The organism is Vibrio sp. Vb2131 (genome assembly GCF_033338535.1).
GTDB lineage: Bacteria > Pseudomonadota > Gammaproteobacteria > Enterobacterales > Vibrionaceae > Vibrio > Vibrio alginolyticus.
The window spans coordinates 107,165-131,098 of record NZ_JAWOSW010000016.1 but is presented as its reverse complement, the minus strand read 5'-3'; the positions used below and the strand labels follow the sequence as shown (position 1 = coordinate 131,098).

Here is a 23,934-nt window from a genome sequence, read left to right as displayed (position 1 = left end):
CAGAGCTTCATTTTGATGCCGCCAGATTGGTGGCATCAATTAAATGCGAAACGATTGTCGAACCAAAGATAGCACCACACCACAGCAGTCAACACTTCTTAGCTTTTACAACGCTATAAACTGTTTAGATATATCGACAATGTTTCGATAGCAAAGCTACCTCGAATGATGACGAGTCTCTCGTCTAAGCAATACTCAAATATTTATGAGTTTGAACAGACAAACGCCAATTGCGGGCAATGCACGTATCAATACACAATTGCGTAGCACGAGGCTTCTGGCTAATTGGTTGTAGTGCAATGATAGTCTCAGCCGCTACGTTCGCATTTGCTAAAAGATCATCAAGGTGGTCGATGTCTTTCTGGGTGCCGACTGGATGCTTAATCTCATTTGCTCGCTCTAACGCGCTATTAAGCACTGGCAATTTACCTTTCATTGCCACTTTTGGTGACACTGTCACCCACGTATTTTCTGAAGTAATCACTTCTGATGTGCCACTGGTTTCAATTTGGCATTGGCACCCCATATCTTCAAACGCCTTTGTTAAAGGGCGCAGATCATAAATACAAGGCTCTCCACCAGTAATCACGATATGCTTAGCATTAAAGCCTTGCTGTTGATATTGCTCTACGATGTTCTCGGCAGATGCAACACACCACGTCGGAGAATCTTCCGTTTTCACCAGAATATCGCCTATTTGACGTTGATCATTCTCATCTGCATACCACGTTTGTTTGGTATCGCACCATGAGCAACCAACCGGACACTCTTGAAGCCGGACAAAAACAGCAGGGACTCCAGTGAAAACCCCTTCCCCTTGGATGGTTTCAAACATCTCATTTAGCTTATACAACGCAGAACTCACTCAACTCATAACATTTCGAGGCGAAGACCATAATGGACACGCGTGTCTAGGTCAATTTAAACCAAAAATTAATTGTTAAAATAGACCATTTTGTAGTTTCATAGCGTAATGAATATAGGTTTCTGGTTAACGTTAAACCAAGCCTTATTCACTGACAGCTCCCAAAAAACTTTAAGGTAAGAAATGATGTATAAACTGATCGCACTAGATATGGATGGCACGCTACTCAATAGTGATAAAGCCATTTCTGAAGAAAACAAACAAGCGATCGCAAAAGCTCGAGAAGCAGGCGTTACTGTCGTTCTCGCTTCTGGTCGCCCATTAGAAGGAATGCAAGACAAGCTCGACGAACTGAATATCCATTCCGATCGAGATTTTGTTCTTTACTACAACGGTTCGATGGTCAAGAACGTAGGCACAAACGACATCATCCACCAGCAAATCATAGATGGTAAAGCTGCAAAATTGGTGGCGCGAAAAGCCGAAGAGCTAGGTGCGTACGTCCATGCTTTTAGTCAAGTTCATGGTTTAATCACCAACGAACACAACCCTTACACCGATATTGAAGCAAAGATAAATGGCTTAAATGTCACCGAGATGAACTTCGAATCACTAGAAGACGATCATCCAATCATCAAAGCTATGATGGTTGCAGAGCCAAGCAAACTAACAGAAGTTATAGCAGCACTGCCAGCTGAAATGCGCGAAGCGTTTACGGTTGTTCAAAGCGCTCCGTTTTTCCTTGAGTTTCTTAACCCTGTGAGCAACAAAGGTATTGGTGTTGCCGCAATTGCCGAGTATCTGGGAATTAAACCGGAAGAAGTTATCTGTATGGGTGACGCAGAAAATGACCACCACATGCTGAAATACGCTGGCCTTGGTATCGCGATGGCAAATGCAATGGAAGAAACCAAGCAAATCGCTGACTACATTACGGCAAGTAATGATGAGCACGGTGTCGCTAAAGCTATAGAAAAGTTCGTGCTCAATGCATAGCCCTTTCCGCCATGTCTGTTGCGTTAAGCCTCTTACGTTTAACACCCCTAGCCGTCCAAGATAGGCAAGCGGCGTTGTTCGTGGACTAAACGTGTAAAAGCCTTGCTGTAATGCAAGGCTTTGTTTTTACTAAAATACTAATAGATAACAAATACAGCCATCAATCTAGCAACGTTTTGCTCGGTTGGTTTTCACAAGTCAGCTGCCTTGCAAGCAGCATAAATAACAACATTAATAATGGATAATGTAACGTCGACAAGACTAATGACCACAAACCGCTAAACGATACGATATTAGCCGAGTACAAATAGAGTTGATCAACAAGCAACAATGCCAGCGTCACAAAGATCATCTGCCGAGTATCTAAATGTGCTTTCGACTCTTTAAATGTCATGACCAACGCTGATGCAGTGATTAAAATTGCTAGCCAGCGACCAAACACAGGTAATGGCCAGATGACGGAGATGACCGCTGTTGCCGCAGTCATAATTAACCAGACGCCTTTTGAGCTTAGAACTTGATCAACGTTCACATCTTGATTTGTTTCCAGTCGAAGAACATGCCAAGCCACCAAGCTGCCTAACAGCGCGCCAAATAACATATCTAAAATAAAGGCACTGCCGAGGAAAAACTTACCTGACACCACTGTAAGAGTGATGAACACGAAGACTGCCGTTGTTCCATTCAAACCAAAATACTGGGTTCTATGAAACAAGAACGTCAGCACACAAAACCACACAGCGATAGGCAAGCTAGGAAAACTAAAGCCAAAGCTGTGCGTTAACTCCATCATTGGTATATAGACATGTGGGCGCGGTAGCGAAAAGCCTTGTTGAGCGACAAGCACCATAAGCGACGTTGCACTAATTGCGAAAAAAAGTCGGTACACAAACCGGCTACCAAAGCGCATCATGGCAAAAGGAAATAGAAAGAGTAGTACCGTTGGTTCTGTCAGATCTATAACGAGTTTCGAGATCTGACTAGCTACCTCGTAACTCGTTTCTGACAACGCCCCTACCCAACTCTGTATATCTATCAGCCACGCCAATTCAACCTGACGAAATGAAGGCGCGGATTCAATCAGCTGAGTCACATAAGATACAGATTGCTTTGTAGCTTGATCAAAAAACTGAGTGACTTGTGGCCATTGCTCAGGATAACGATACAAAGATGATGGTAATTCAGATGGGCTAAGCAGCATAGCTGACGCAACTTCTACTCCATAATGAGGGGCAAACCAAATAGGCAGTTCATTTCCACCTAAAGAGTTATTCATAGAAAAAGCGATAATGTCAGAGTCTGATATACAGTCGTAAAAAACCGCAGTGTCCGTTCTGCCAAGCTCCTCTCCAACCGTAACCACTATACCGGTTTCTTCCCACGTTTCTCGTTGAGCAGCAACTTGTGGAGACTCACCATCAATGATGGTTCCGCCAGGTAGAGAAATCTTATCCGTTAATACTTCATGAACTAGCACTAACTTGTCATCAGCGCGAACAATACAGAGCGCTCCTTTAACTTCGCTCGCAGTGGCTTTAGCCGTAGAGATCGGTGAAACAGGTAACAAAATAAAACAAAGGATGAGTAATAACAGCTGTCTCAACACAAAATATGACCTTAAATAAACATAATGATAACCAATGAATCATGGCAGTTAATCTTATCTTTTTCGACAAAAATTAAGTAACGAGTTATGCCAAACTGAGTTGATCGCGTAAAACCCGATCTCAACGCTCACTGGAGAATAATTTAATGCAAACCTGACAAAGATCAGACAAAACATAAAATGTTGATCGCAATTCTGCCAGTTATATAAAGATAACGTCAGGACAAAGTCATACACATTTTGTGGGTTCTCATAGTTGACACAATAAAAAAGGGCTTATTATTCGCAAACAATAAACCCCAGTTATGATAACTATGTACTGATCGTTGAAACCAAGAATGAATCTTATCTCATGGTCAACGAATCAAATTCACTGGCCCGATCGTTAGTTAGACGTGCAATTCGCATCGCCTACTTTTTGCCAAACACCCCAAGGCCCTGAGTCTGCTGGGTTATCACCTTGAGTCCACCACTGCGCTTGCCAAACTTTACCATTCCAAGTGACCGTATCTCCTTTGAGATACACTAAGCTGGCTTGCCATACAGTTGTACAGCTATCTGTGGGAGGCGTTGTCACCGTTTTCGCTTGAGCAGATACTAACGCTTGGTATTGTGTGCTGGTCTTATCAACGTTGAAGTTCAAAGCCACTCTTGCTTCTCCGCTCTGAGTAGCACCAAATTCAACATCAACACGACAACTTGCATTCATTGCTAACGTCGCCTGAGAGCACTGATCATTGGCAATAACAGCTGCATCAGTAACACCCGAAGCAAACGCGCGAACATTTTCCACAGTGAACGTGGTGTTCCCTGAATTCTGGATAACAAAGCTATGTTGCTGTAATTCCCCAACATTAAATGATGCCAGTGTCTGTTCGGTGGTGTATCCAACAGAAACATTTTCTTTTGGTGGTGTTGCTGTTCCGATAACACCTTCGACAAAATTGCGCATAGCAGCGATATCGCTATAAACCCCATACATACCAGGACGAGCACAACCTATTCCCCAACTGACCACACCAAGTTGAGTAATTACACCACTGCGATTAATAACGATTGGACCACCACTATCTCCCTGACAAGAATCTATCCCACCTTGAGGAATACCCGCACAAAATGACACTTCTCCAACCGTTGTGTAGTTGCCACCGGCTTGACGGCAAGTCATATCCGACACAAGTGGGACGTCAACCTCTTGCAATCGAGACGGAGAGCTTCCTCCTTCAGAAGTTCGCCCTAAGCCAGCAACACTAAGCCAATCTCCGATGCTCGCGTATTGCGTTAGACTGCCATTCGCAATCTCAACTGAAGAAACACCTTGAGGCACAGAGTCGAGCTTCAATACCGCGAGGTCATGAGAAAGCGTCGCGCGGCGATATGCCGGGTGCATATGGATCTCACTGACGTTTGCACGAACACCGTCACTACCGTTATAAACAACGCCACCGATTTTAACCGCTATCTGATTCGGAGAATCACCCTCAACACAATGCGCAGCAGTCAGGACGTAACCATTCCCGATATAACTGGCCCCACAATATGATCGGTTACCATAACGACTAACAATTTGGGTGTAGAATTTCCAGTCACGTGGGTCGGCAGTTACTCCGCCTACGATCTGGGGTTGGATAGTATGATTTTGCGTCTGTGACAAATCATCAGCACTTGCGAACATTGGCAAAACGGCTAAAGCAAGTAACGATTTTGTTAGTTTCAAAATATTGTCCTCTTGTTTTTGTAAGCACGATCCTCGTGCTACTAATAAACAAGCAGACAAAAACGCCGATACCAATGTGGGTGCATATCAATTTGTTAACATTGCGAGCAACTTATAGAGAAAAGTCTATTGACGAACTGAATGATTTCAATTCGATAGAACCTAAATCACAATATTAAAGTTAAATACGATTATTCGTTCAGCGGTTTTCTTAAATAGTGGATATGATGTGCAAACCCTTGTTTTTCATACAAAGATATTGCGCCCTGGTTAAAATGCCATACTTCAACAAACATCTGTTTTGCACCGTAATCAGAGAACGTTGACTCAATTTTATTAATCAAAGCCTGCGCCGTACCTTGTTTTCGATATTCAGGCAGCACATAGAGCTCATCCACGCTTCCCATCATAACTGGCTGGCTGACGGTAGAAATAAGTTCACAGAAGTGACCAGAAATAAAGCCAATAATTTCATCTCCTTGTTTTGCTACGTAAACAAGGCACTCAGGGTCGTCAATATATCGAGCAATGCTTTTTTCTTGTTCTATCTCCTCTGCCGTTTTGAAAAGCTCAGGAGATTGAAGATGATGCTCATCATGAAGCTCGAACATAAGATCGTTGAGCAACTCTAGGTCGCTAAAACACGCAGGTTTAATCGCAAACGTGGTCATACAAAGGGTCACTAAAAATGGAATGGCTGTAGTTTGTGAGGAAAACGTCGTATTGGCAAGTCACAAATGCTTTCACGATACGTTTTTACTGTTTGAACAACAAAAAGGCCCCTGTACTTAATAAACGTACAGAGGCAGAACCAACCTACAGAGTTCGAGGATCAGGGGTTAGTTAGAATTGAGTTTTTATCAGCGTCGTAGCACTCGCTCAATTTCGTTCAAGCTACTTGGGTCATCAATCGTTGACGGAACGGTGTATTTTTCACCATCAGCTATTTGACGTATAGTTCGACGCAAAATTTTACCTGAACGTGTTTTCGGTAAACGGTCTACAACCAACGCATGCTTGAAGCAAGCAACTGCACCTATCTCACTACGCACTTTGCCAACAAGCTCACCTTCAAGGTCTAGCTCATCCACTTTGACGCCGTCTTTCAGTACAACAAAACCAAGTGGAAGCTGACCTTTTAGATCATCGTGGATACCAACCACCGCACATTCTGCAATCGCTGGGTGGCCTCCTACTATTTCTTCCATTTCACCTGTCGACAATCGATGTCCCGCGACATTAATCACGTCATCAATACGTCCCATAATAAACAGGTAACCGTCTTCATCCAGATAGCCACCATCACCTGACACGTAGTAGCCTGGGAATTGGCTAAGATAACCAGTTTCAAAACGGTCATGATTACGCCAAACCGTTGGCAGACAGCTTGGTGGTAGCGGACGTTTTAATGCTACAAAGCCTTGTTGGTTAGGCCCGACAGCCTCTCCAAGTTCATTCAGAATTTCGACCTGATAACCCGGAATGGGCTTCGTCGAAGAACCAGCTTTAACTGGCATCATTTCGACACCTGTCGGGTTGCCAGCGATGGCCCAGCCCGTCTCGGTTTGCCACCAGTGGTCAATAACGGGCTTGTCCGCTTTGCTCTGAACCCACTCCAGTGTCGGAGGGTCGAGGCGTTCTCCCGCCATAAAGATGGTTTTCAGATTCGACAAGTCGTACTGTTTTAAGTGCTCACCTTCCGGGTCCTCTTTCTTAATCGCACGAAACGCCGTTGGTGCAGAGAACAACGCATCTACTTTATATTCATCACACACTCGCCAAAATGCGCCAGGATCCGGTGTTCGAACAGGCTTGCCTTCGAATAGGATAGTAGTGCAACCGTGAATCAGTGGAGCGTAAACAATGTAAGAGTGCCCTACTACCCAGCCCACATCAGATGCCGCCCAAAAGACGCCATCTTGAGGAACGTTATAGATTGCGCTCATGGAGTACTTCATCGCGACAGCATGACCACCGTTATCACGCACAACGCCTTTCGGCTTACCTGTCGTACCCGATGTATAAAGTATGTAGAGAGGCTCGGTTGCTAACACCGGAACACAACCATGTGGCAGCGCTTGGTTGTACTCTCGCTGCCAATCTAAGTCTCTATCTTGGTTTAGCTCAGCGTCGCACTCTGGACGTTGGAAAACAAACACTTTCTCAGGCTTCCAACGGCTGTCCATAATGGCTTTGTCTACCATTGGTTTGTATGGAATGACTTTGTTGATCTCAATCCCGCACGACGCCGTCATGATCACTTTCGGCTCTGCATCTTCAATTCGTACAGCAAGCTCATTAGGAGCAAAACCGCCGAATACTACGGAATGAATCGCCCCCAAACGCGCGCAGGCAAGCATCGCCATTGCGGCTTCTGGGATCATCGGCATATAAATAACGACTCGGTCGCCTTTTTCAACACCTTGAGCAGACAGCATGCCAGCAATTTTTGCTACTTGGTCACGTAGGTCGCTATAGGTGTACGTGGCTTTACGACCTGTCACTGGCGAGTCATAAATGAGTGCAGTATTATCACCGCGTCCTTGCTCGCAATGGTAATCTAATGCTAACCAGCACGTATTCATTACACCATCTGGAAACCAACGTTCTATGCCGTTTTCATCAGATTTCAAGATAGTTTTAGGAGATTCGAACCAATCGAGATTCTCCGCTTGAGCGCGCCAAAAACTCTCCGGTTCATTCTTCGCCCATAAGTATTCTTTTTCGTATGAAGACATATTGCTTCCTCCAGTATGTCCTGACATTGCTCTCGTTCTACTCAAAGATCGCTATTTTAATCCAAAGATCGTCTCTTTTAATCGAAGACATAGAAGGGTACACGCACAAATCCCTCCATCAGTATTCTCGCACTTCGGCTCATAATGGCTTTTTGCACCACCCAGCCCTGCTCAGTTTGCTTCGCTTGTGCCCCAACTTTTAACGTTCCTGACGGGTGACCAAAAGTCACGGACTCTTTTTCACCGCCACCAGCGGCTAAATTCACTAACGTTCCGGGCACACACGCAGCAGAAGCGATAGCAACGGCTGCTGTTCCCATCATTGCATGGTGAAGCTTGCCCATCGACAGCGCGCGAACAAGCACATCAATATCCGACTCATTTACGGCTTTACCACTTGAAGAAAGGTAACTTCTCGGTTTAGAAACAAATGCTATTTTCGGCGTATGTTGGCGTGTTTGAGCTTCTTCTAAATCAGAAATCAGGCCCATTTTTAACGCGCCATATGCACGGATGGATTCGAACATCGCTAATGCTGTGTCATCGTTGTTGATATCGTCTTGCAGCTCGGTGCCCTGATATCCTATCGATTCAGCATCAATAAAAATGGTTGGTATGCCCGCGTTAATAAAGGTCGCGTTGAACGTACCCACATCCGGCACCACCAAATCATCAACTAAGTTACCCGTTGGGAACATACTTCCTTCGCCATCGGAAGGATCAACAAAATCCACTTGAATTTCTGCCGCTGGAAACGTGACACCATCGAGTTCAAACTCTCCGGTTTCTTGGACGAAACCATTGACGATTGGCACGTGAATCAAAATCGTTTTGCTTATGTTCACTTGCCAAACACGCACCGTCACAATTCCATTTTCTGGAATGCGGTCTTGTGGAATCAGCCCAGCATGAATGGCGAAGGGACCAACTGCCGCAGACAAGTTGCCGCAGTTACCACTCCAATCGACGAATGGTTTGTCGATCGACACTTGACCAAATAAGTAGTCAACATCGTGATCGGCTCTGCTGCTGCGCGAAACAATCACTGTTTTACTGGTGCTTGACGTCGCGCCCCCCATGCCATCAATTTGCTTCGCGTAAGGATCAGGGCTGCCAATAACGCGTAGCAACAGTTTGTCACGTGCGGCTCCAGCCACTTGCGCTTCTTGAGGTAAATCCTCTAGGTTGAAAAAGACACCTTTACTCGTGCCGCCACGCATGTACGTCGCGGGCACTTTTATTTGGCTTGTTTGATTCGGAGTATTATTTGACATACGCACTCCTTATTGTGCCAAGAAATCTTGCGCGAAACGCTGCAGAACACCGCCCGCGTTGTACACGTGAACTTCGTCAGCGGTATCTAAGCGACAAGTAACCGGAACATCGACTTTATCGCCGTTGCTGCGTGTGATAACCAGCGCTAAATCAGCGCCCGGCTTGATTTCTCCAACCACGTCGTAAAGTTCCGTACCATCCAGCTCTAGCGTATTGCGGTTAACGCCTGACTTAAATTGCAGTGGTAGTACGCCCATGCCAACCAAGTTAGTACGGTGAATACGCTCAAAGCCTTCAGCAACAATGGCTTCTACGCCTGCCAGTCGAACGCCTTTTGCTGCCCAGTCACGGGATGACCCCTGACCGTAATCCGCGCCAGCCACCACGATCAATGGTTGTTTACGATTCATGTAGGTTTCAATCGCTTCCCACATACGAACCACCTGCCCTTCTGGCTCTACACGCGCCAGAGATCCCTGCACGACTTCGCCGTTTTCCTTCACCATTTCATTGAACAACTTTGGGTTAGCGAAGGTCGCGCGTTGCGCCGTTAGGTGGTCACCACGGTGAGTCGCGTAAGAGTTGAAATCTTCTTCTGGCACACCCATTTTCGCTAAGTATTCACCTGCTGCGCTGCTTGCGAGAATCGCGTTGGATGGTGATAAGTGATCAGTGGTGATGTTGTCGCCCAGAATCGCCAATGGACGCATGCCAGACAATGTTCTTTCTCCCGCTAGCGCACCTTCCCAGTACGGTGGTCGGCGGATATAGGTACTCATCGGACGCCAGTCGTACAGCGGGTTGGGATTTTGCTCTTGATCATTCAGCTTAAACATCTGAATGTAAACTTGCTTAAACTGCTCAGGTTTAACATGAGTACCGACAACTGCATCGATCTCTTCATCGCTTGGCCACAAATCATTGAGATAAATTGGTTTGCCGTTTTGGTCCGTGCCCAATGCATCGCGCTCGATATCAAAACGAATCGTACCCGCTAGCGCATAAGCGACAACCAATGGTGGTGAAGCCAAAAAAGCTTGTTTGGCGTACGGATGGATTCGACCATCAAAGTTACGGTTACCAGAAAGCACCGCTGTCGCATATAAATCACGGTCGATGATCTCTTGTTGGATTTTTGGATCCAGTGCACCACTCATACCGTTACAAGTTGTACATGCGTAACCAACAATGCCAAAGCCAAGCTTCTCTAGCTCTGGTAATAAGCCCGCTTCTTCCAGATACAAGCGTGCAACTTTAGAACCCGGAGCAAAAGACGATTTCACCCAAGGTTTACGTACAAGACCAAGTTCGTTGGCTTTCTTCGCCACAAGGCCAGCAGCAACCACGTTTCTTGGGTTACTAGTATTCGTACATGAGGTAATAGCAGCGATGATCACTGCACCATCTGGCAACTCGCCTTCTTTCTCTTCCCACGCTCCAGAAATGCCGCGCTGTGCCAACTCAGAAGTTGGTAAACGACGATGAGGGTTTGACGGACCCGCCAAGTTACGGCTAACTGATGATAAATCGAACTCAAGTACGCGCTCGTAAACGGCGCTATCAAGATCGTCTGCCCAAAGACCGGTTTGTTTTGCGTAATTTTCTACTAGAGCAACTTGTTCTTCATCTCGACCAGTTAGTTTCAAGTAATTGATGGTCTGCTCATCAATATAAAACATGCCAGCTGTTGCGCCGTATTCTGGTGTCATGTTTGAAATCGTTGCGCGGTCTCCGATCGTTAGATCACGTGCGCCTTCTCCGAAGAATTCAAGATATGAAGATACCACACGCTCATTACGCAGAAACTCAGTAATCGCGAGGACAATATCCGTTGCGGTAATGCCCGGTTGACGTTTACCCGTCAGTTTGACACCGACAATATCTGGTAGACGCATCATTGATGGTCGGCCAAGCATGACGGTTTCTGCTTCCAGACCACCGACACCTATCGCAATAACACCAAGAGCGTCTACGTGAGGCGTGTGACTGTCCGTACCCACACAGGTGTCAGGGTAGGCAATGCCCTGCTTTGCTTGTACCACAGGAGACATTTTTTCCAAGTTGATTTGGTGCATGATGCCATTCCCAGCTGGAATCACGCTGACGTTTTCAAACGCTGTTTTACACCACTCGATAAAGTGAAATCGGTCTTCATTACGGCGCTCTTCAATCGCGCGGTTTTTGTCGAAGGCATCAGGGTCAAAGCCCGCATGTTCAACCGCTAAAGAGTGGTCAACGATCAATTGTGTCTCAACCACTGGGTTCACTTTTGCAGGATCGCCGCCCTGATCTGAAATGGCATCGCGTAGACCCGCTAAATCGACTAGAGCGGTCTGACCAAGAATGTCATGACAAACAACGCGTGCTGGATACCAAGGAAAATCAAGATCGCGTTTGCGTTCAATTAACTGTTTCAGGCTATCTGTCAATGTGTTCGGGTCACAGCGACGGACCAGTTGCTCAGCTAGCACGCGAGAGGTATAAGGGAGTGTTTCATAGGCTCCAGGAGAAATGGCATTGACGGCTTCGCGTGCATCAAAGTAATCCAGTTGAGTTCCCGGAAGCGGCTTACGATATTGGATATTAATATTTGTATTCATGGTTTGCTTCCATTCAGTCTTTACATCTTGCCTTCATCAAGGTTTTCCATTGCTCCAGAAACACAGTGATGAGAGGTTCTCCTTCCTCTGCTAGAGAGAATGACAAAGGAAGGAGGTGGTCAACCAAAGCATATAATGCCCTCGTTGACCTTCGCGCTAGCGATTCTCGATAGGCACCCATTCTTGATGATCTGGGCCCGTGTAATCAGCACTTGGGCGAATGATGCGGTTATTGGCACGTTGCTCATAAACGTGTGCAGCCCAGCCCGTTAAACGACTCATCACAAAGATTGGGGTGAATAGTTTGGTTGGAATGTCCATGAAGTGGTAAGCCGATGCATGGAAGAAGTCCGCATTACAGAACAGACCTTTCTCTCGCTTCATCACTGATTCAACACGCTCAGAAACCGCATATAGATGTGTATCACCAACTTGCTTCGATAACTCTTTGGACCAGCGTTTTATTAAGGCGTTGCGAGGGTCACTTTCACGATAAATCGCATGACCAAAGCCCATGATCTTGTCTTTATTGGCTAGCATTTTCATGATGTTCGCTTCCGCCTCGTCGGGCGTTTGCCAATCTTCAATCATTTCCATCGCCGCTTCGTTCGCACCTCCGTGAAGTGGCCCACGAAGCGTACCGATTGCCGCCGTGATACAAGAATGAATGTCTGACAACGTTGATGCACAAACGCGTGCTGCGAATGTAGAAGCATTAAACTCATGTTCAGCATAAAGAATGAGCGAGCAATGCATCACTTGTTTGTGCAGCGCAGATGGCGCTTTGTCTGTAAGTAATCGCAAGAAGTAACCACCGATGCAATCTTCAGTCTGATCCTCGGTGTTGATACGCACGCCATCATGACTAAAGCGGTACCAGTAACAGATGATGGCAGGGAACAAGGCTAGCATACGTTCGGTTGCTTTCAGTTGCTCCTCGAAGCTCATTTCCTGCTCTAGGTTACCCAATACAGAACAACCCGTGCGCATTACGTCCATTGGGTGTGCGCTTGCAGGAATCAACTCTAAAGCTTGTTTTAGCTCGGCTGGCAAACCTCTAAGGCTGAGTAGGTGTGTTTTGTACGCATCAAGTTCTTGTTGATTCGGCAAGTGACCGCGTAACAGAAGGTGAGCCACTTCTTCAAACTGTGCGTTGTTCGCAAGATCAGTAATATCGTATCCACGATAAGTTAGACCAGTTCCCGTTTTTCCGACAGTACATAAAGCTGTGCTTCCTGCGCTTTGACCACGAAGGCCTGCGCCACCTAATTCTGCTTTCTTTTCTGCAGTTTGAGACATTGTTTGAACTCCTTTTCTGTCTGACTTTTCCCTCTCTGGGGTGTTTTTAGCCAAACGAATTTCACGTTATTAGATGAGATAAATTCCGATTATCTTTTTCTTGGGCTTCCGTCTATTTTTACTTTTCCCCCGCTATTTCCCTTCAGAGAATAACTGGTCAAGTTTGTCTTCGTAGTCGTGGTAATTCAGGTGCTGATATAACTCTTTACGTGTTTGCATCGAATCAACCAGTGCTTCCTGATTACCCACTTCTAGCAAATGTTTGTAGACCGTTTCAGCAGCTTTGTTCATGGCACGGAACGCACTTAATGGATAAAGCACCATGTCCACTTTTGCTTTCGCTAGCTCATCACAGCCATACAGCGGTGTCGCGCCAAATTCTGTAATATTCGCCAGAATAGGAACGTGCTTTCCGGTCGCTTGCTCAAGCGCATTTGAGAACTGAAGGTACTGGTCCAGCTTGTTCATCGCTTCTGGGAAGATCATGTCTGCGCCAGCTTCCACACACGCAATCGCGCGCTCGATTGCGCTGTCCATGCCTTCAACAGCTAACGCGTCAGTACGAGCCATAATCACGAAACTTTCATCATTGCGTGCATCAACCGCGGCTTTTACACGATCAACCATCTCTTGCTGGCTGACTATTGCTTTGTTCGGACGATGACCACAACGTTTCTGTGCGACTTGGTCTTCCATGTGCACCGCTGCCGCGCCCGCTTTTTCCATCGCTTTGATCGTGCGAGCAATGTTAAATGCACCGCCAAAGCCCGTGTCGATATCAACCAAAAGAGGCAAATCACATGCGTTAGTAATACGGTCAACATCAACCAAAACGTCATTTAATGTTGTGATACCGAGATCCGGCAATCCGTATGACGCATTTGCGATACCGCCACCAGACAAGTAAATCGCTTGGTGACCCAAGTTTTTTGCCATCATGGCGCAATACGGGTTTATAGTGCCGACAATTTGTAGTGGATTATTTTGTTCAATGGCGAGTCTGAATTTCGCTCCCGGTGTTAAGCTCATGACGAATTCCTTCTAGTCTTTGTCTAAACTTTCTGTATGTATAATTTGAGATTGGATGAGCTTTCGACTTCCTGATATGTGTCTTCTCATCAACATTTCTGCAAGCTCTTCATCGCGATTGCGAATGGCTTCCAAAATGAATTTGTGTTCGGTGAGCGCCTCATTCGGGCGAGATTGCGCACGTGGCGACTGGTAACGATACATCCGTAATAAGTGATAGAGTTCATCACACAGCAGAGATATTAACTTACTGTTTCTGCTCGCTTGGATGATGCGATAATGAAAATCAAAGTCACCATGTTGATGGAAGTAAGACGCGCCTTCCATTTGGTCTATATGCTTGGAATGTGTCGACAATAGCATTTCCAAGCTTAAGAGCTCTTCTTGCGTAATGTGTCGCGCAGCTAACCTTGCTGCCATGCCTTCCAATGCTTCTCGAACGGCATAAAGTTCTATCAGCTTTTCCGGAGAAAAAGTGGTCACTCTGGCCCCAACATGAGGAATTCGCTCGATGAGCCCTAGCCCCTCTAAGCGCATCAATGCTTCACGCAAAGGCCCACGACTGACTTGATATTTCTTTGCTAGCTCAGGCTCTGATATCTTATGGCCAGGCTTCACATCGCCATTAACAATGACTTCAATCAGTGTTTCGGTCAGCGTTTCGGATTTGGTGTGTTCTTTCTCAGAACCCAGCACTTTACAACGAGCTTTCAACTCAGAGTTCATATTCAGATACTCTTGTTACCGACATCGAAATGTCTACAATTTCTTAACCTGAATATAAAGTAGTCGATCAAAGTGTCGACAATCAAGTAAATTGTCGACAATTTAGACTAAGGTCGTAATTTAAATGGGCCTAAAATGCCCATTAAGTGCCTTTTTTAGCAGAAATAAAGAATGGTGAGTTCATATTGTCGACAACTTATAAACCTTTAAGCTTATGATCTAAAAACTAAAAGCTCAGCTGTCGAACAATAATCGGATAAAAAACTATTCTTTAGGTACAAATTGATCAAAGACTTGTTGCGAAGTCATCTTTTGTGAAGCGGAATTGAGGTCATAATAAGCTGGCTTTTCATCGGTAAAAATCTCTAAAGTGAGTTTGAAATCTGGGTTATCGAACAAACCAGCGGAAAGAATGTACTCACCTGTCGGCAACAAATGGTAGAAAAGGTTTGTGCCACACTCACCGCAAAACCCCCTCACTCCCCAGTCTGACGACTGATAACGTTTAGGTTCGCCACCTTTAAACGTCACGTTAGGCCCACAATGCACCGCATGAAGTGCGCCACTCGACCATTTTCGACACATAGAGCAATGGCACAGGCTAACCTCATTTTTAACCTCAGCGATGACTTCAATTGCGCCGCACAAACACGTCCCTTTCATTCTCTTTTCCTCGTTCATTTTCCGTCATTTTATTATGGCCTACCAAAGCGTAAAGCCGCGTGACCTAACACCAACTTCTCGCCGTGAACTTTATGAACAAAATAACCGAAATGCTCAATATTCTCTTTATATCTCTTTTACAGACAGATATTTAACACTTAATTAACCTTTACACCAAGTTCAGCTTTAACGCTTACAAGGCATTACAACTGAGCAAAAACAATAAGGCTCAACTAAATAGAGTCGCTAACATAAGGAACGTGAACATGTTAAAGGTACTCAAACCAACGCTCGCCGCTTCAATCATCGCAGCTTCATTTTCATTCAACGCTCTTGCTGCAGATATTGAAAAAATGCACTTTCTTATCCCTGGAGGTGCCGGTGGCGGTTGGGACATGACCGCCCGAGGTACTGGTGATGTATTAATAAAGTCAGACATCGTCGAAACCGTATCATTTCAAAACCTATCTGGTGGCGGCGGTGGCAAAGCAATCGCACATTTGATTGAAACGGCTGATCGTCAAGAAGATACACTCATGGTGAACTCAACACCGATCGTCGTTCGCTCGCTCAGTGGGATCTTCCCACAATCTTTCCGCGACTTGACTCCTGTTGCCGCAACGGTTGCCGATTATGGCGCCATTGTTACATCAGCCGATTCTCCTTACAGCTCTTGGGAAGATGTCGTTAAAGCTTTTAAAGAAAACCCACGTAAGGTGAAGGTTGCTGGTGGCTCTGCTCGTGGTTCTATGGATCATTTGGTTATAGCAGCAGCTTTCAAAGGTGAAGGTTTTGATGCGCGCAAAGTTCGTTACATTGCCTATGATGCAGGTGGAAAAGCCATGGCTGCCCTACTTTCAGGCGAAACACAACTGCTCTCTACAGGGCTAGGTGAAGTACTCGAAATGTCTAAGTCTGGGCAAGTGAAAGTGTTAGCGATTACAGCGCCAAAACGTTTAGAAGCTGCGCCTAACATTCCAACTCTCACCGAATATGGTAATGAAACTGTCTTTGCTAACTGGCGTGGATTCTTTGCAGCACCAGGCACAAGCCAAGAAAAGCTAGATGAATGGAATGCCGCATTTACTAAAATGTATAACACCGACGAATGGCAAGTCGTTCGAGACCGCAATGGTTGGATCGACAACTATAAAGCGGATAAAGCATTCTTCGCGTTTCTTGAAGATCAAGAGCAACAGATGGGTGACTTAATGCGCGAGTTAGGCTTCCTGAAGTAACAGTCGAATTGGGGTCCCTCAGATACCAACCTCAATGAATAACATAGGTTGGTATTTCCCCATGTATTTGCACTCTAAGTTTCACCGCATATGGACATTGTCGACAATCGGCATGCACACTCCTTTGTTTATATACCCAAAGCGGCTCGACTAGCAGCGAAATGCTTAATTGTTAATGGTTTAGTTTATTCATTGACGTCCATATGCGGTCTTTTTTACTTTTGTTAGGAGTTGAATATGCCTCGTTCAACCAACTTTTTCACCAAAGAGTATTTGCTCTGTCGTGACCGCGTCGGCGCAATGATCTTTCTACTCTTCTGTCTTTGCTACGGTTATCAAACCTCGCAGATTCCATTGTTTCCAGGTGATGAGTATGAACCATTCACCGCACGTACTCTGCCAACCATCCTGACTTACGTTGGTGTCGGCCTTTCTTTGCTATTGCTGGTGACAGGACAACCAGATAAACAAAGTGGCGCAGTGCTGACCTTCAATTGGAAGTTACTGATTGCCTTTTTAATTTTAATGGCGCTCTACGGCGTGGGCCTGACTTATCTAGGTTTTGTGATAGCTACTGGCTTCTTTTTATTGGCTGGCTTTTATCTGCTCGGGGAAAGACGTAAACCCGTTCTGTTTGGCGCGTCGTTTCCATTCGTGATCGCGTTCTACTTATTACTCACTCAAGGTTTGGACATCTATCTCGAACCGGGTTTGATTTTCACCATCTGGTAGTCAAAGAAAGGACTGAATTATGTTAGATGGAATTCTACAAGGTTTATCCACCGCAGTAATGCCAATGAACATTATGATGGTGATCGTTGGTTGCTTCGTCGGTACATTTATCGGCATGTTACCTGGACTTGGGCCGATCTCAGCCATTGCTTTGATGATCCCAATTACTTATGGCCTAGAGCCCTCCTCTGGCCTTATTTTAATGGCGGGTGTTTATTACGGTGCGGTATTTGGTGGTTCTACATCGTCGATTTTAATTAACGCGCCGGGTTGTTCTTCAACCGTGGTGACAGCATTCGACGGCTACCCAATGGCTCAAAAAGGCCAGGCAGGTAAAGCATTAGCTTTGGCAGCTTATTCATCTTTCACTGGCGGTACGCTATCTGCCATTATGTTGCTTGTTGCCGCACCAGCATTGGCTAGCGTCTCCCTTAGCTTCCAATCGTCGGACTATTTTGCGTTGATGCTACTTGGGTTATCAGCAGTCGCGGCTTTTGCGGGGAAAGGTCAGGTAATCAAAGCGTGGATGATGACCATTCTTGGTTTGATGCTATCTACAGTTGGTATCGATAAAGGCGTAGGCGTTGAACGCTTTACCTTCGGTTTAACGGATTTAATGGATGGCTTTAGCTTCTTGTTGCTTGCAATGGCGACATTCGCACTGGGTGAAACATTGATGGGCATTCTTAAACCATCAAAAGACACCAGCGATGAAGAACAAGAAAAGCTGAGCAACATTGGCTCAATGAAAGTGACCAAGGAAGAAATCAAAGATGTTGCGCCTGTTTCAATTCGCTCTTCAATATTAGGTTTCTTCACTGGCGTCCTTCCTGGCGCAGGGGCAACCATTGCTGCTTTTTTAAGCTATGGTATGGAGCGCAACCTCGCACCTAAAGAGAAAAAGGATGAGTTCGGTAAAGGCAGTATCCGTGGTTTGGTTGCGCCAGAGTCTGCGAACAATGCAGCATCTAGTGGTTCATTTGTACCGCTATTAACGCTTGGTATTCCGGGCTCTGGTACAACAGCAATAATGCTCGGTGCGCTGATCGCTTATGGTATTCAACCTGGCCCTCGCCTATTTGTTGAACACCCAGATGTGTTCTGGTCAGTGATCATTTCCATGTACTTCGGCAACATCGTACTTGTGATCCTGAACTTACCATTGATTCCGTACATTTCAAAGCTTTTGGCGGTTCCAAGAACGGTGCTTCTACCGATGATTTTATTCTTCTCAATCACCGGGGTTTATTTGGTCTCTTTTAACACTATGGATGTGTTCGTGATGCTGATTGTGGCTATGGCTGCCATTGCACTTCGGCTCGCTAACTTCCCGCTCGCACCTTTATTGCTGGGCTTCATCCTTGGAGGATTAATGGAAGAGAACTTACGCCGCGCATTAATGATTTCAGATGGAGAACTGAGTTTCCTATGGGAGCGTCCTATTACCCTTACCTTTACTGTTTTAGCTGTATTGGTATTGGCAAGTCCACTAATCGTAAAGCTGATTCAAAAGTTTAAAGCACAGCCAGTCAGCGTTGAGCAGTAATCGCTGTCTCTTTCAACCTAGATAAAGCCATCCATCGTGATGGCTTTATCTTCCGCCCTCCAAATCGTTCGCTTATTGTGCAGATGGTATTGACAAATCACTGTCGTTATATGAAGGTGATTGTATGAACACACACTTAGCGCAACTTAACCAACGATTTATCATCATTCCATAGGAATGGTGGGATTTTTTGATGCGCTCAGTATTTATCGAACCCACCCATAGCGGTGGGTTTTCTGTCTCTACCGTATGGGAAAAGCTCTCTTGGAGGCGGTCACAATGCAAAAAATAGCAGTTTTTGGTAAACCCGGCAGTGGAAAATCGACGGTAAGTAAAGCAATCGCGTCTGCTACCGGTCTTCCTCTTCATCAATTAGATTCAATAGTCTATAAACCAAACGGTGATCCCGTTGAGCGTAACGTTTTTGATGAAGCCCATAGCAATATACTAAGCTCAGATCGTTGGATTATAGATGGCCTTGGACCGATCAGCTCTTTCAACGCTCGTTTAGATGCAGCCGATACTCTCATTTATATTGATCTACCATACTCCGTAAGCTATTGGTTTGTGACGAAACGTCTCCTTAAAGGACTATTCATAAAACCTGAAGGTTGGCCTGATGGTAGTTCGGTACTGAAAGGAACGTTACAAAGCTACAAAGTTCTTCAGCAATGCCCTGCATTCTGGAATGATGACTTTATGTCTCGCCTCGAAGGGTACTCTCAAAGTAAAACCGTTCATGTCATCAAAAACGTTACAGAACTGAACAATTTTGTTTTAGAGCGGGTAAAGTAAACCTCATATCAGAACATTAGAGCATGTGGGTTAGAGCATCTGAAGCTCTAACAATGAAAAAGAACATAACAAGGATTGTTTATGCTTTTAGAACTAGCACTTTTATTCGTTGCTGGCGTAATTGGTGGGATCATTAACTCCATAGCGGGAGGCGGAAGCTTTATTACTTTTCCGGCTCTATTGGCAGTTGGTGTTCCTCCTATTATGGCTAACGCAACAAACACGTATGCTTCATGTGCGGGTTACATTAGCGGAGCCGTCGGGTTCAGAGAAGAGATCATGAAGAACAAGCATGAACTGCTGTTCACAGTCTCATTCAGTTTAGTCGGCGGCGCTGTCGGAGCATATCTGTTGCTCAACACGCCAGAATCGCTATTTATGGAAGCTATCCCTTGGTTACTCTTATTTGCCACCGTGCTTTTTCTCATCGGTTCTCGTTTAACAATGCTAATCAAAACTGTCGCGAAAGAGCACAAACATGCTGGCATACTCGGAGCAATCGCGTTGGGTTTACTACTTGTTGGTGTCTCTGCTTACGGTGGTTTTTTCAACGCAGGTTTAGGGGTTATTGTTCTGAGCTATCTGGTAGTAGCTGGCCACCAAGACATTAATTTAATGAACGGTTTGAAATTGCTCGTATCTACGTGTGTTTCACTCATTGCTATCGTGATTTTTGTTGCCAATGGCTCCATTGACTGGCACACAGGTAGTGTTGTTTTGGTCGGTACGTTGGTAGGTGGGTATCTTGCAGCTCGTGTATCTCGTCAACTGAATCCCAATCATGTTAAAGGGTTTGTTGCTCTTTCTTCTATTCTCATCACTATCTACTTTTTCATTGATGTTTATGTTTAAGCAAAACTTGTACAAGTGGATAACAATCCTACAAAAACACCAGCGCGAAAGATTAATGCAGATAGCTTAACGATTTTTGTGTCACTCCAGCGAGGTTAGGAATCTAATATCACTACACTGAGCGGCTAATGAAACCATTTTGATCACAAAGTGCTCGGATAGAAGATCCTGTATCACGCTCCTTCGTCGCTGTACAGGATGACGAGAAATAGAAATATGCCACTCGCGGTTAAACGAGTGGCATTGATCGAGAAAGATGGCGTTTTACATCAATAATAAGAGAAAGTAACGCTTACTTAATCAGCCCTACTTCTTTGTAGTATTTGAGCGCACCTGGGTGAAGAGGCGCAGATAAACCGTCTTTTACCATTTCCTCTTTCTTCAAGTTTGCAAACGCTGGGTGGAGACGGCGGAAATCATCGAAGTTTTCAAATACCGCTTTAACCACGTTATAAACCACATCTTCTGGTACCGCAGTAGAAGAAACAAACGTCGCGCCCACACCAAAGGTTTGAACATCACTATCTGTGCCACGATACATACCACCTGGGACATTTGCGACACGATAGAAGCTGTTGTCTGCAACCAGTTTTTCTACATTAGGTCCAGCTACCGTTACGATATTACTATCACACGACGTAGTGGCTTCTTTAATCGCTCCACTTGGGTGACCAACGGTATAAATCATCGCATCAATTTTGTTATCACAAAGTGCTTTTGATTGCTCTGCTGCTTTTAACTCAGAGACAAGCTTAAAGTCGTCGTTACTCCAACCATACTGGTTCATTAGCACTTCCATAGTACCTCGCTGACCAGAACCAGGATTACCAATGTTGACGCGCTTACCTTTCAAGTCATCAAAAGTTTTGATGTTCGCGTCTTTACGTGCAACGACAGTAAACGGTTCTGGATGAACGGAGAATACGGCGCGCAGCTCTTTAAAAGGCCCGCTTTCTTCAAACTTACTGGTTCCTTTGTAAGCATGATACTGCCAGTCTGATTGCGCGATACCAAGGTCCAATTCACCAGCACGAATAGTGTTGATGTTATAAATCGACCCCCCAGTACTTTCTACCGAACAACGGATACCGTGATCTTCTCGCGATTTGTTAACCAAGCGACAAATAGCGCCACCAGTCGGATAATAAACCCCTGTTACGCCACCGGTACCAATCGTGACAAACGTTTCCTCCGCAGACGCAGAAAAGCCTGTTGTGAGTGCAGCCAAAGAAGCCGCAAGTGCGATTTGCTTAAACTTAAACATTGAACATCCCTTTTACTTGTGTTGATGACCGTTTAAGTATAGCAACCGTTAACAATTTGATAACGTTTGAGTTCTCATCCTTGGCGGTTAGCTTAGTAATCACCATTTTATTGGCATATTCTGCCGTTATATAATGGCTCTATATAAGCGTAAACCGTATAGTCTAGAAAATTAAATCTTTAGACTGATATGTCCATTCTAAATTATCTATTAAATAGAAATACTCAGGTCAAATTACTATAATCTTGTTAAATAACCTTTATTCTATATAAATATGATGAGTTATAACTCCAGCCAGAAGACATGATGTACTTGAAATAAATAATACGAATGAGAGAACAAACAATCGTTGAATATGAATTGGAACCTTATCCCTCTTCTCTAACATTTTATATCGTTTCGCATGAAAAGTGCTCAGAAAAACAGTTCCATATTGTAGTACTCCGTGACCTGATAAGAATATATTCAGAGTGTAGTATCGAACTCCATCATCAAGAGCATCTTCAAGATACTTCAACCACTTGGATTTCAAATAAATAACAAACAAAAACCAAGCAAATATACCTAAAATTCCAACCGTAGTCAGATAAATCACTAAATCTGATGCTAAACTGATATCTTCCATCTTCGACTACTTATTAAGTTGAGTTTTATATAATTCTGTTCCCAAATACTCACCAGTCGAACTACCATATTTTGTTATTGAGTATCTAATTACACCCTTCACTACAAAAAATTCTTAAACACACTTTTTGTGAATAATAATGGCACTTTAACTTAATTTTACGCAACAAGGCTACTATGAAGTTGTTAGCTTTGAGCTGAGTTCAACAAAAACAGTAACTTTTATGCAATGTAACTCACTACGTTATATTGCTTTACAAACAAATCACCCAGTAAATATCTGTATCTAGTTTAGATAGCTGAAATAAAAAAAGCGTTGTATAAACAACGCTTTGTAGTTAGTGAAACGGATGGTTATACCGTTGGGACTGATGCTCGCCACGCTTGGTTCTGGCTATCTGAGATAGATCGGAACAAGTCACGTAGCTCTTTCAATAAGCCTTCTTGGAAACCAATGTTTTCATCGGCTTTCTGTTTGGCTGCTTGTGCGCGAGTCGCTTGTACTTCATCATCTTTGCTGCGCGCTTGCGCTTTGGTTTGCTCTACATTCGATGCTGAGTTTGCCATCTGGCCCAAAGCTTGAAGAATCGCGTTCTTTGCTTGGTTTGAGCTCATCAACTTATCGAACTTACGGCCACCACTTGTCAGCTGCGCTGTCGTGTCTGCGATATTGTCTTTCGCTAGTGAGTGCGCACGCTTAACCTGATCTTGCTGAGTTTTAGACAAGCTATTGTTATTTAATAACTCTTCTGCTTGATCGAAGCCAGCTTTTTGCGTTTTCAGTACATTATTGCTCGCCATTTCATTCTTGATTTCTTTCCCTGCTTTGAAAGAACCAAGGGCACCAATAATTGCGGTAGCACCCGCTAATACACCCGAAACGACTGCCATCGCGATCATTGCGCTTGCCGAGTTGTTGAGTTCTGCCGCTTGGCTTTCTAAACTCGCGACGTTTGCTTCAACAGCAATTTCACGTTGTAGCACTTGCTGCTCACGGCTCAGCTTTGATACTTGATACAACAATGTTAATAGCGTCAACGATTGTGATACCGCATCTGATGGTGACTTGATCACCTCCTCACCGTTAAGTGCTTTCATCGTTGTGCTCATTAATGAGCTCACCGTCGGCGCAAGAGCACTCATTAAGTTTGCAACAACTTGAGCTTGATTACTCACTGTAGGAGCTTTAGGTGTCTCTAACTGGTAGCGTGCTGCACCAGAAACACCTGACTCACTTTGGCTTTTAACGGCGCCCGCTTCAAGCTTTGTTTCCGGCGCTTTTTCTGCTTTGTTGGTTTTAATGGTGTCGCCTAAACCGTATAGTTCACCACGACCCGTTCCGCCTACTTTATCTAGCATACTAAACTCC

At 44.8% G+C, this 23,934-nt stretch carries 20 protein-coding genes; 6 read left to right on the top strand and 14 right to left on the bottom strand.

The genetic code is table 11. The features are described from left to right. Positions 1 to 184: 184 nt before the first annotated feature. On the bottom strand, positions 185 to 835 hold the full coding sequence (gene queE / locus R7E38_RS17210) for a 7-carboxy-7-deazaguanine synthase QueE (RefSeq protein WP_005377296.1): 651 nt from the start codon (positions 833 to 835) through the stop codon (positions 185 to 187). Between the two features lie 216 nt (positions 836 to 1,051). Between queE and R7E38_RS17205 the strand changes: the two genes are divergently transcribed. Beyond that, positions 1,052 to 1,861 carry a Cof-type HAD-IIB family hydrolase gene (locus R7E38_RS17205; RefSeq protein WP_213909793.1) on the top strand — a complete coding sequence of 270 codons (810 nt, stop codon included), beginning with the start codon at positions 1,052 to 1,054 and terminating at the stop codon, positions 1,859 to 1,861. A gap of 160 nt (positions 1,862 to 2,021) precedes the next feature. On the opposite strand, the gene R7E38_RS17200 is transcribed toward R7E38_RS17205, so the two are convergent. The 10 genes from R7E38_RS17200 to R7E38_RS17155 form a co-directional block, all read right to left on the bottom strand. Beyond that, a complete protein-coding gene (locus R7E38_RS17200) occupies positions 2,022 to 3,467 on the bottom strand; it encodes a bifunctional NUDIX hydrolase/phosphatase PAP2 family protein (RefSeq protein ID WP_226084287.1) in 1,446 nt (481 codons plus the stop codon). A 385-nt stretch (positions 3,468 to 3,852) separates the two neighbouring features. Next, a complete protein-coding gene (locus tag R7E38_RS17195; RefSeq protein ID WP_226084286.1) occupies positions 3,853 to 5,184 on the bottom strand; it encodes a trypsin-like serine protease in 1,332 nt (443 codons plus the stop codon). A 191-nt stretch (positions 5,185 to 5,375) separates the two neighbouring features. Continuing rightward, positions 5,376 to 5,855 carry a GNAT family N-acetyltransferase gene (locus tag R7E38_RS17190; protein WP_005377290.1) on the bottom strand — a complete coding sequence of 160 codons (480 nt, stop codon included), beginning with the start codon at positions 5,853 to 5,855 and terminating at the stop codon, positions 5,376 to 5,378. Positions 5,856 to 6,044: 189 nt separating this feature from the next. Next, the gene (locus tag R7E38_RS17185; protein ID WP_226084285.1) at positions 6,045 to 7,922 is read right to left on the bottom strand and encodes a propionyl-CoA synthetase; all 1,878 of its coding nucleotides are present in this window, start codon (positions 7,920 to 7,922) and stop codon (positions 6,045 to 6,047) included. A 77-nt stretch (positions 7,923 to 7,999) separates the two neighbouring features. Then, positions 8,000 to 9,196, bottom strand: coding sequence for a 2-methylaconitate cis-trans isomerase PrpF (prpF, locus tag R7E38_RS17180; protein WP_086046780.1), 1,197 nt, complete (start codon positions 9,194 to 9,196; stop codon positions 8,000 to 8,002). A 9-nt stretch (positions 9,197 to 9,205) separates the two neighbouring features. Next, positions 9,206 to 11,797, bottom strand: a complete 2,592-nt coding sequence (acnD, locus tag R7E38_RS17175; protein ID WP_213908114.1) for a Fe/S-dependent 2-methylisocitrate dehydratase AcnD — start codon at positions 11,795 to 11,797, stop codon at positions 9,206 to 9,208. A 156-nt stretch (positions 11,798 to 11,953) separates the two neighbouring features. Then, entirely contained in the window at positions 11,954 to 13,096 is a 1,143-nt protein-coding gene (gene prpC / locus R7E38_RS17170; RefSeq protein WP_005377283.1) for a 2-methylcitrate synthase, read from the bottom strand. Between the two features lie 132 nt (positions 13,097 to 13,228). Continuing rightward, positions 13,229 to 14,125, bottom strand: a complete 897-nt coding sequence (gene prpB / locus R7E38_RS17165; RefSeq protein WP_005388185.1) for a methylisocitrate lyase — start codon at positions 14,123 to 14,125, stop codon at positions 13,229 to 13,231. A 12-nt stretch (positions 14,126 to 14,137) separates the two neighbouring features. Beyond that, positions 14,138 to 14,851, bottom strand: coding sequence for a GntR family transcriptional regulator (locus R7E38_RS17160; protein WP_042523755.1), 714 nt, complete (start codon positions 14,849 to 14,851; stop codon positions 14,138 to 14,140). A gap of 264 nt (positions 14,852 to 15,115) precedes the next feature. Then, positions 15,116 to 15,514: a GFA family protein gene (locus R7E38_RS17155; RefSeq protein WP_017633774.1), complete on the bottom strand. Its 399-nt coding sequence runs from the start codon at positions 15,512 to 15,514 to the stop codon at positions 15,116 to 15,118. A gap of 266 nt (positions 15,515 to 15,780) precedes the next feature. Here R7E38_RS17155 and R7E38_RS17150 point away from each other — a divergent pair, with 266 nt between their 5' ends. The 5 genes from R7E38_RS17150 to R7E38_RS17130 all read left to right on the top strand — a co-directional run bounded on the left by R7E38_RS17150 (position 15,781) and on the right by R7E38_RS17130 (position 20,677). Continuing rightward, the gene (locus R7E38_RS17150) at positions 15,781 to 16,752 is read left to right on the top strand and encodes a tripartite tricarboxylate transporter substrate binding protein (protein ID WP_005388181.1); all 972 of its coding nucleotides are present in this window, start codon (positions 15,781 to 15,783) and stop codon (positions 16,750 to 16,752) included. A gap of 237 nt (positions 16,753 to 16,989) precedes the next feature. Continuing rightward, positions 16,990 to 17,484 carry a tripartite tricarboxylate transporter TctB family protein gene (locus R7E38_RS17145; protein ID WP_005388179.1) on the top strand — a complete coding sequence of 165 codons (495 nt, stop codon included), beginning with the start codon at positions 16,990 to 16,992 and terminating at the stop codon, positions 17,482 to 17,484. Positions 17,485 to 17,503: 19 nt separating this feature from the next. Further along, positions 17,504 to 19,030: a tripartite tricarboxylate transporter permease gene (locus R7E38_RS17140; protein ID WP_005388177.1), complete on the top strand. Its 1,527-nt coding sequence runs from the start codon at positions 17,504 to 17,506 to the stop codon at positions 19,028 to 19,030. A 279-nt stretch (positions 19,031 to 19,309) separates the two neighbouring features. Further along, positions 19,310 to 19,825, top strand: a complete 516-nt coding sequence (locus tag R7E38_RS17135) for an adenylate kinase (RefSeq protein WP_115386021.1) — start codon at positions 19,310 to 19,312, stop codon at positions 19,823 to 19,825. 81 nt (positions 19,826 to 19,906) lie between these two features. Further along, entirely contained in the window at positions 19,907 to 20,677 is a 771-nt protein-coding gene (locus tag R7E38_RS17130; protein WP_017633772.1) for a sulfite exporter TauE/SafE family protein, read from the top strand. Positions 20,678 to 20,969: 292 nt separating this feature from the next. Here R7E38_RS17130 and R7E38_RS17125 read toward each other — a convergent pair whose 3' ends face one another. From R7E38_RS17125 to vopD, 3 genes are all read right to left on the bottom strand, one after another. After that, positions 20,970 to 21,941 carry a TAXI family TRAP transporter solute-binding subunit gene (locus R7E38_RS17125; RefSeq protein ID WP_005388171.1) on the bottom strand — a complete coding sequence of 324 codons (972 nt, stop codon included), beginning with the start codon at positions 21,939 to 21,941 and terminating at the stop codon, positions 20,970 to 20,972. 259 nt (positions 21,942 to 22,200) lie between these two features. Further along, positions 22,201 to 22,566: a hypothetical protein gene (locus R7E38_RS17120; protein WP_318081926.1), complete on the bottom strand. Its 366-nt coding sequence runs from the start codon at positions 22,564 to 22,566 to the stop codon at positions 22,201 to 22,203. Between the two features lie 353 nt (positions 22,567 to 22,919). Further along, positions 22,920 to 23,924: a type III secretion system translocon subunit VopD gene (gene vopD / locus R7E38_RS17115; RefSeq protein WP_005377262.1), complete on the bottom strand. Its 1,005-nt coding sequence runs from the start codon at positions 23,922 to 23,924 to the stop codon at positions 22,920 to 22,922. Positions 23,925 to 23,934 lie beyond the last annotated feature (10 nt).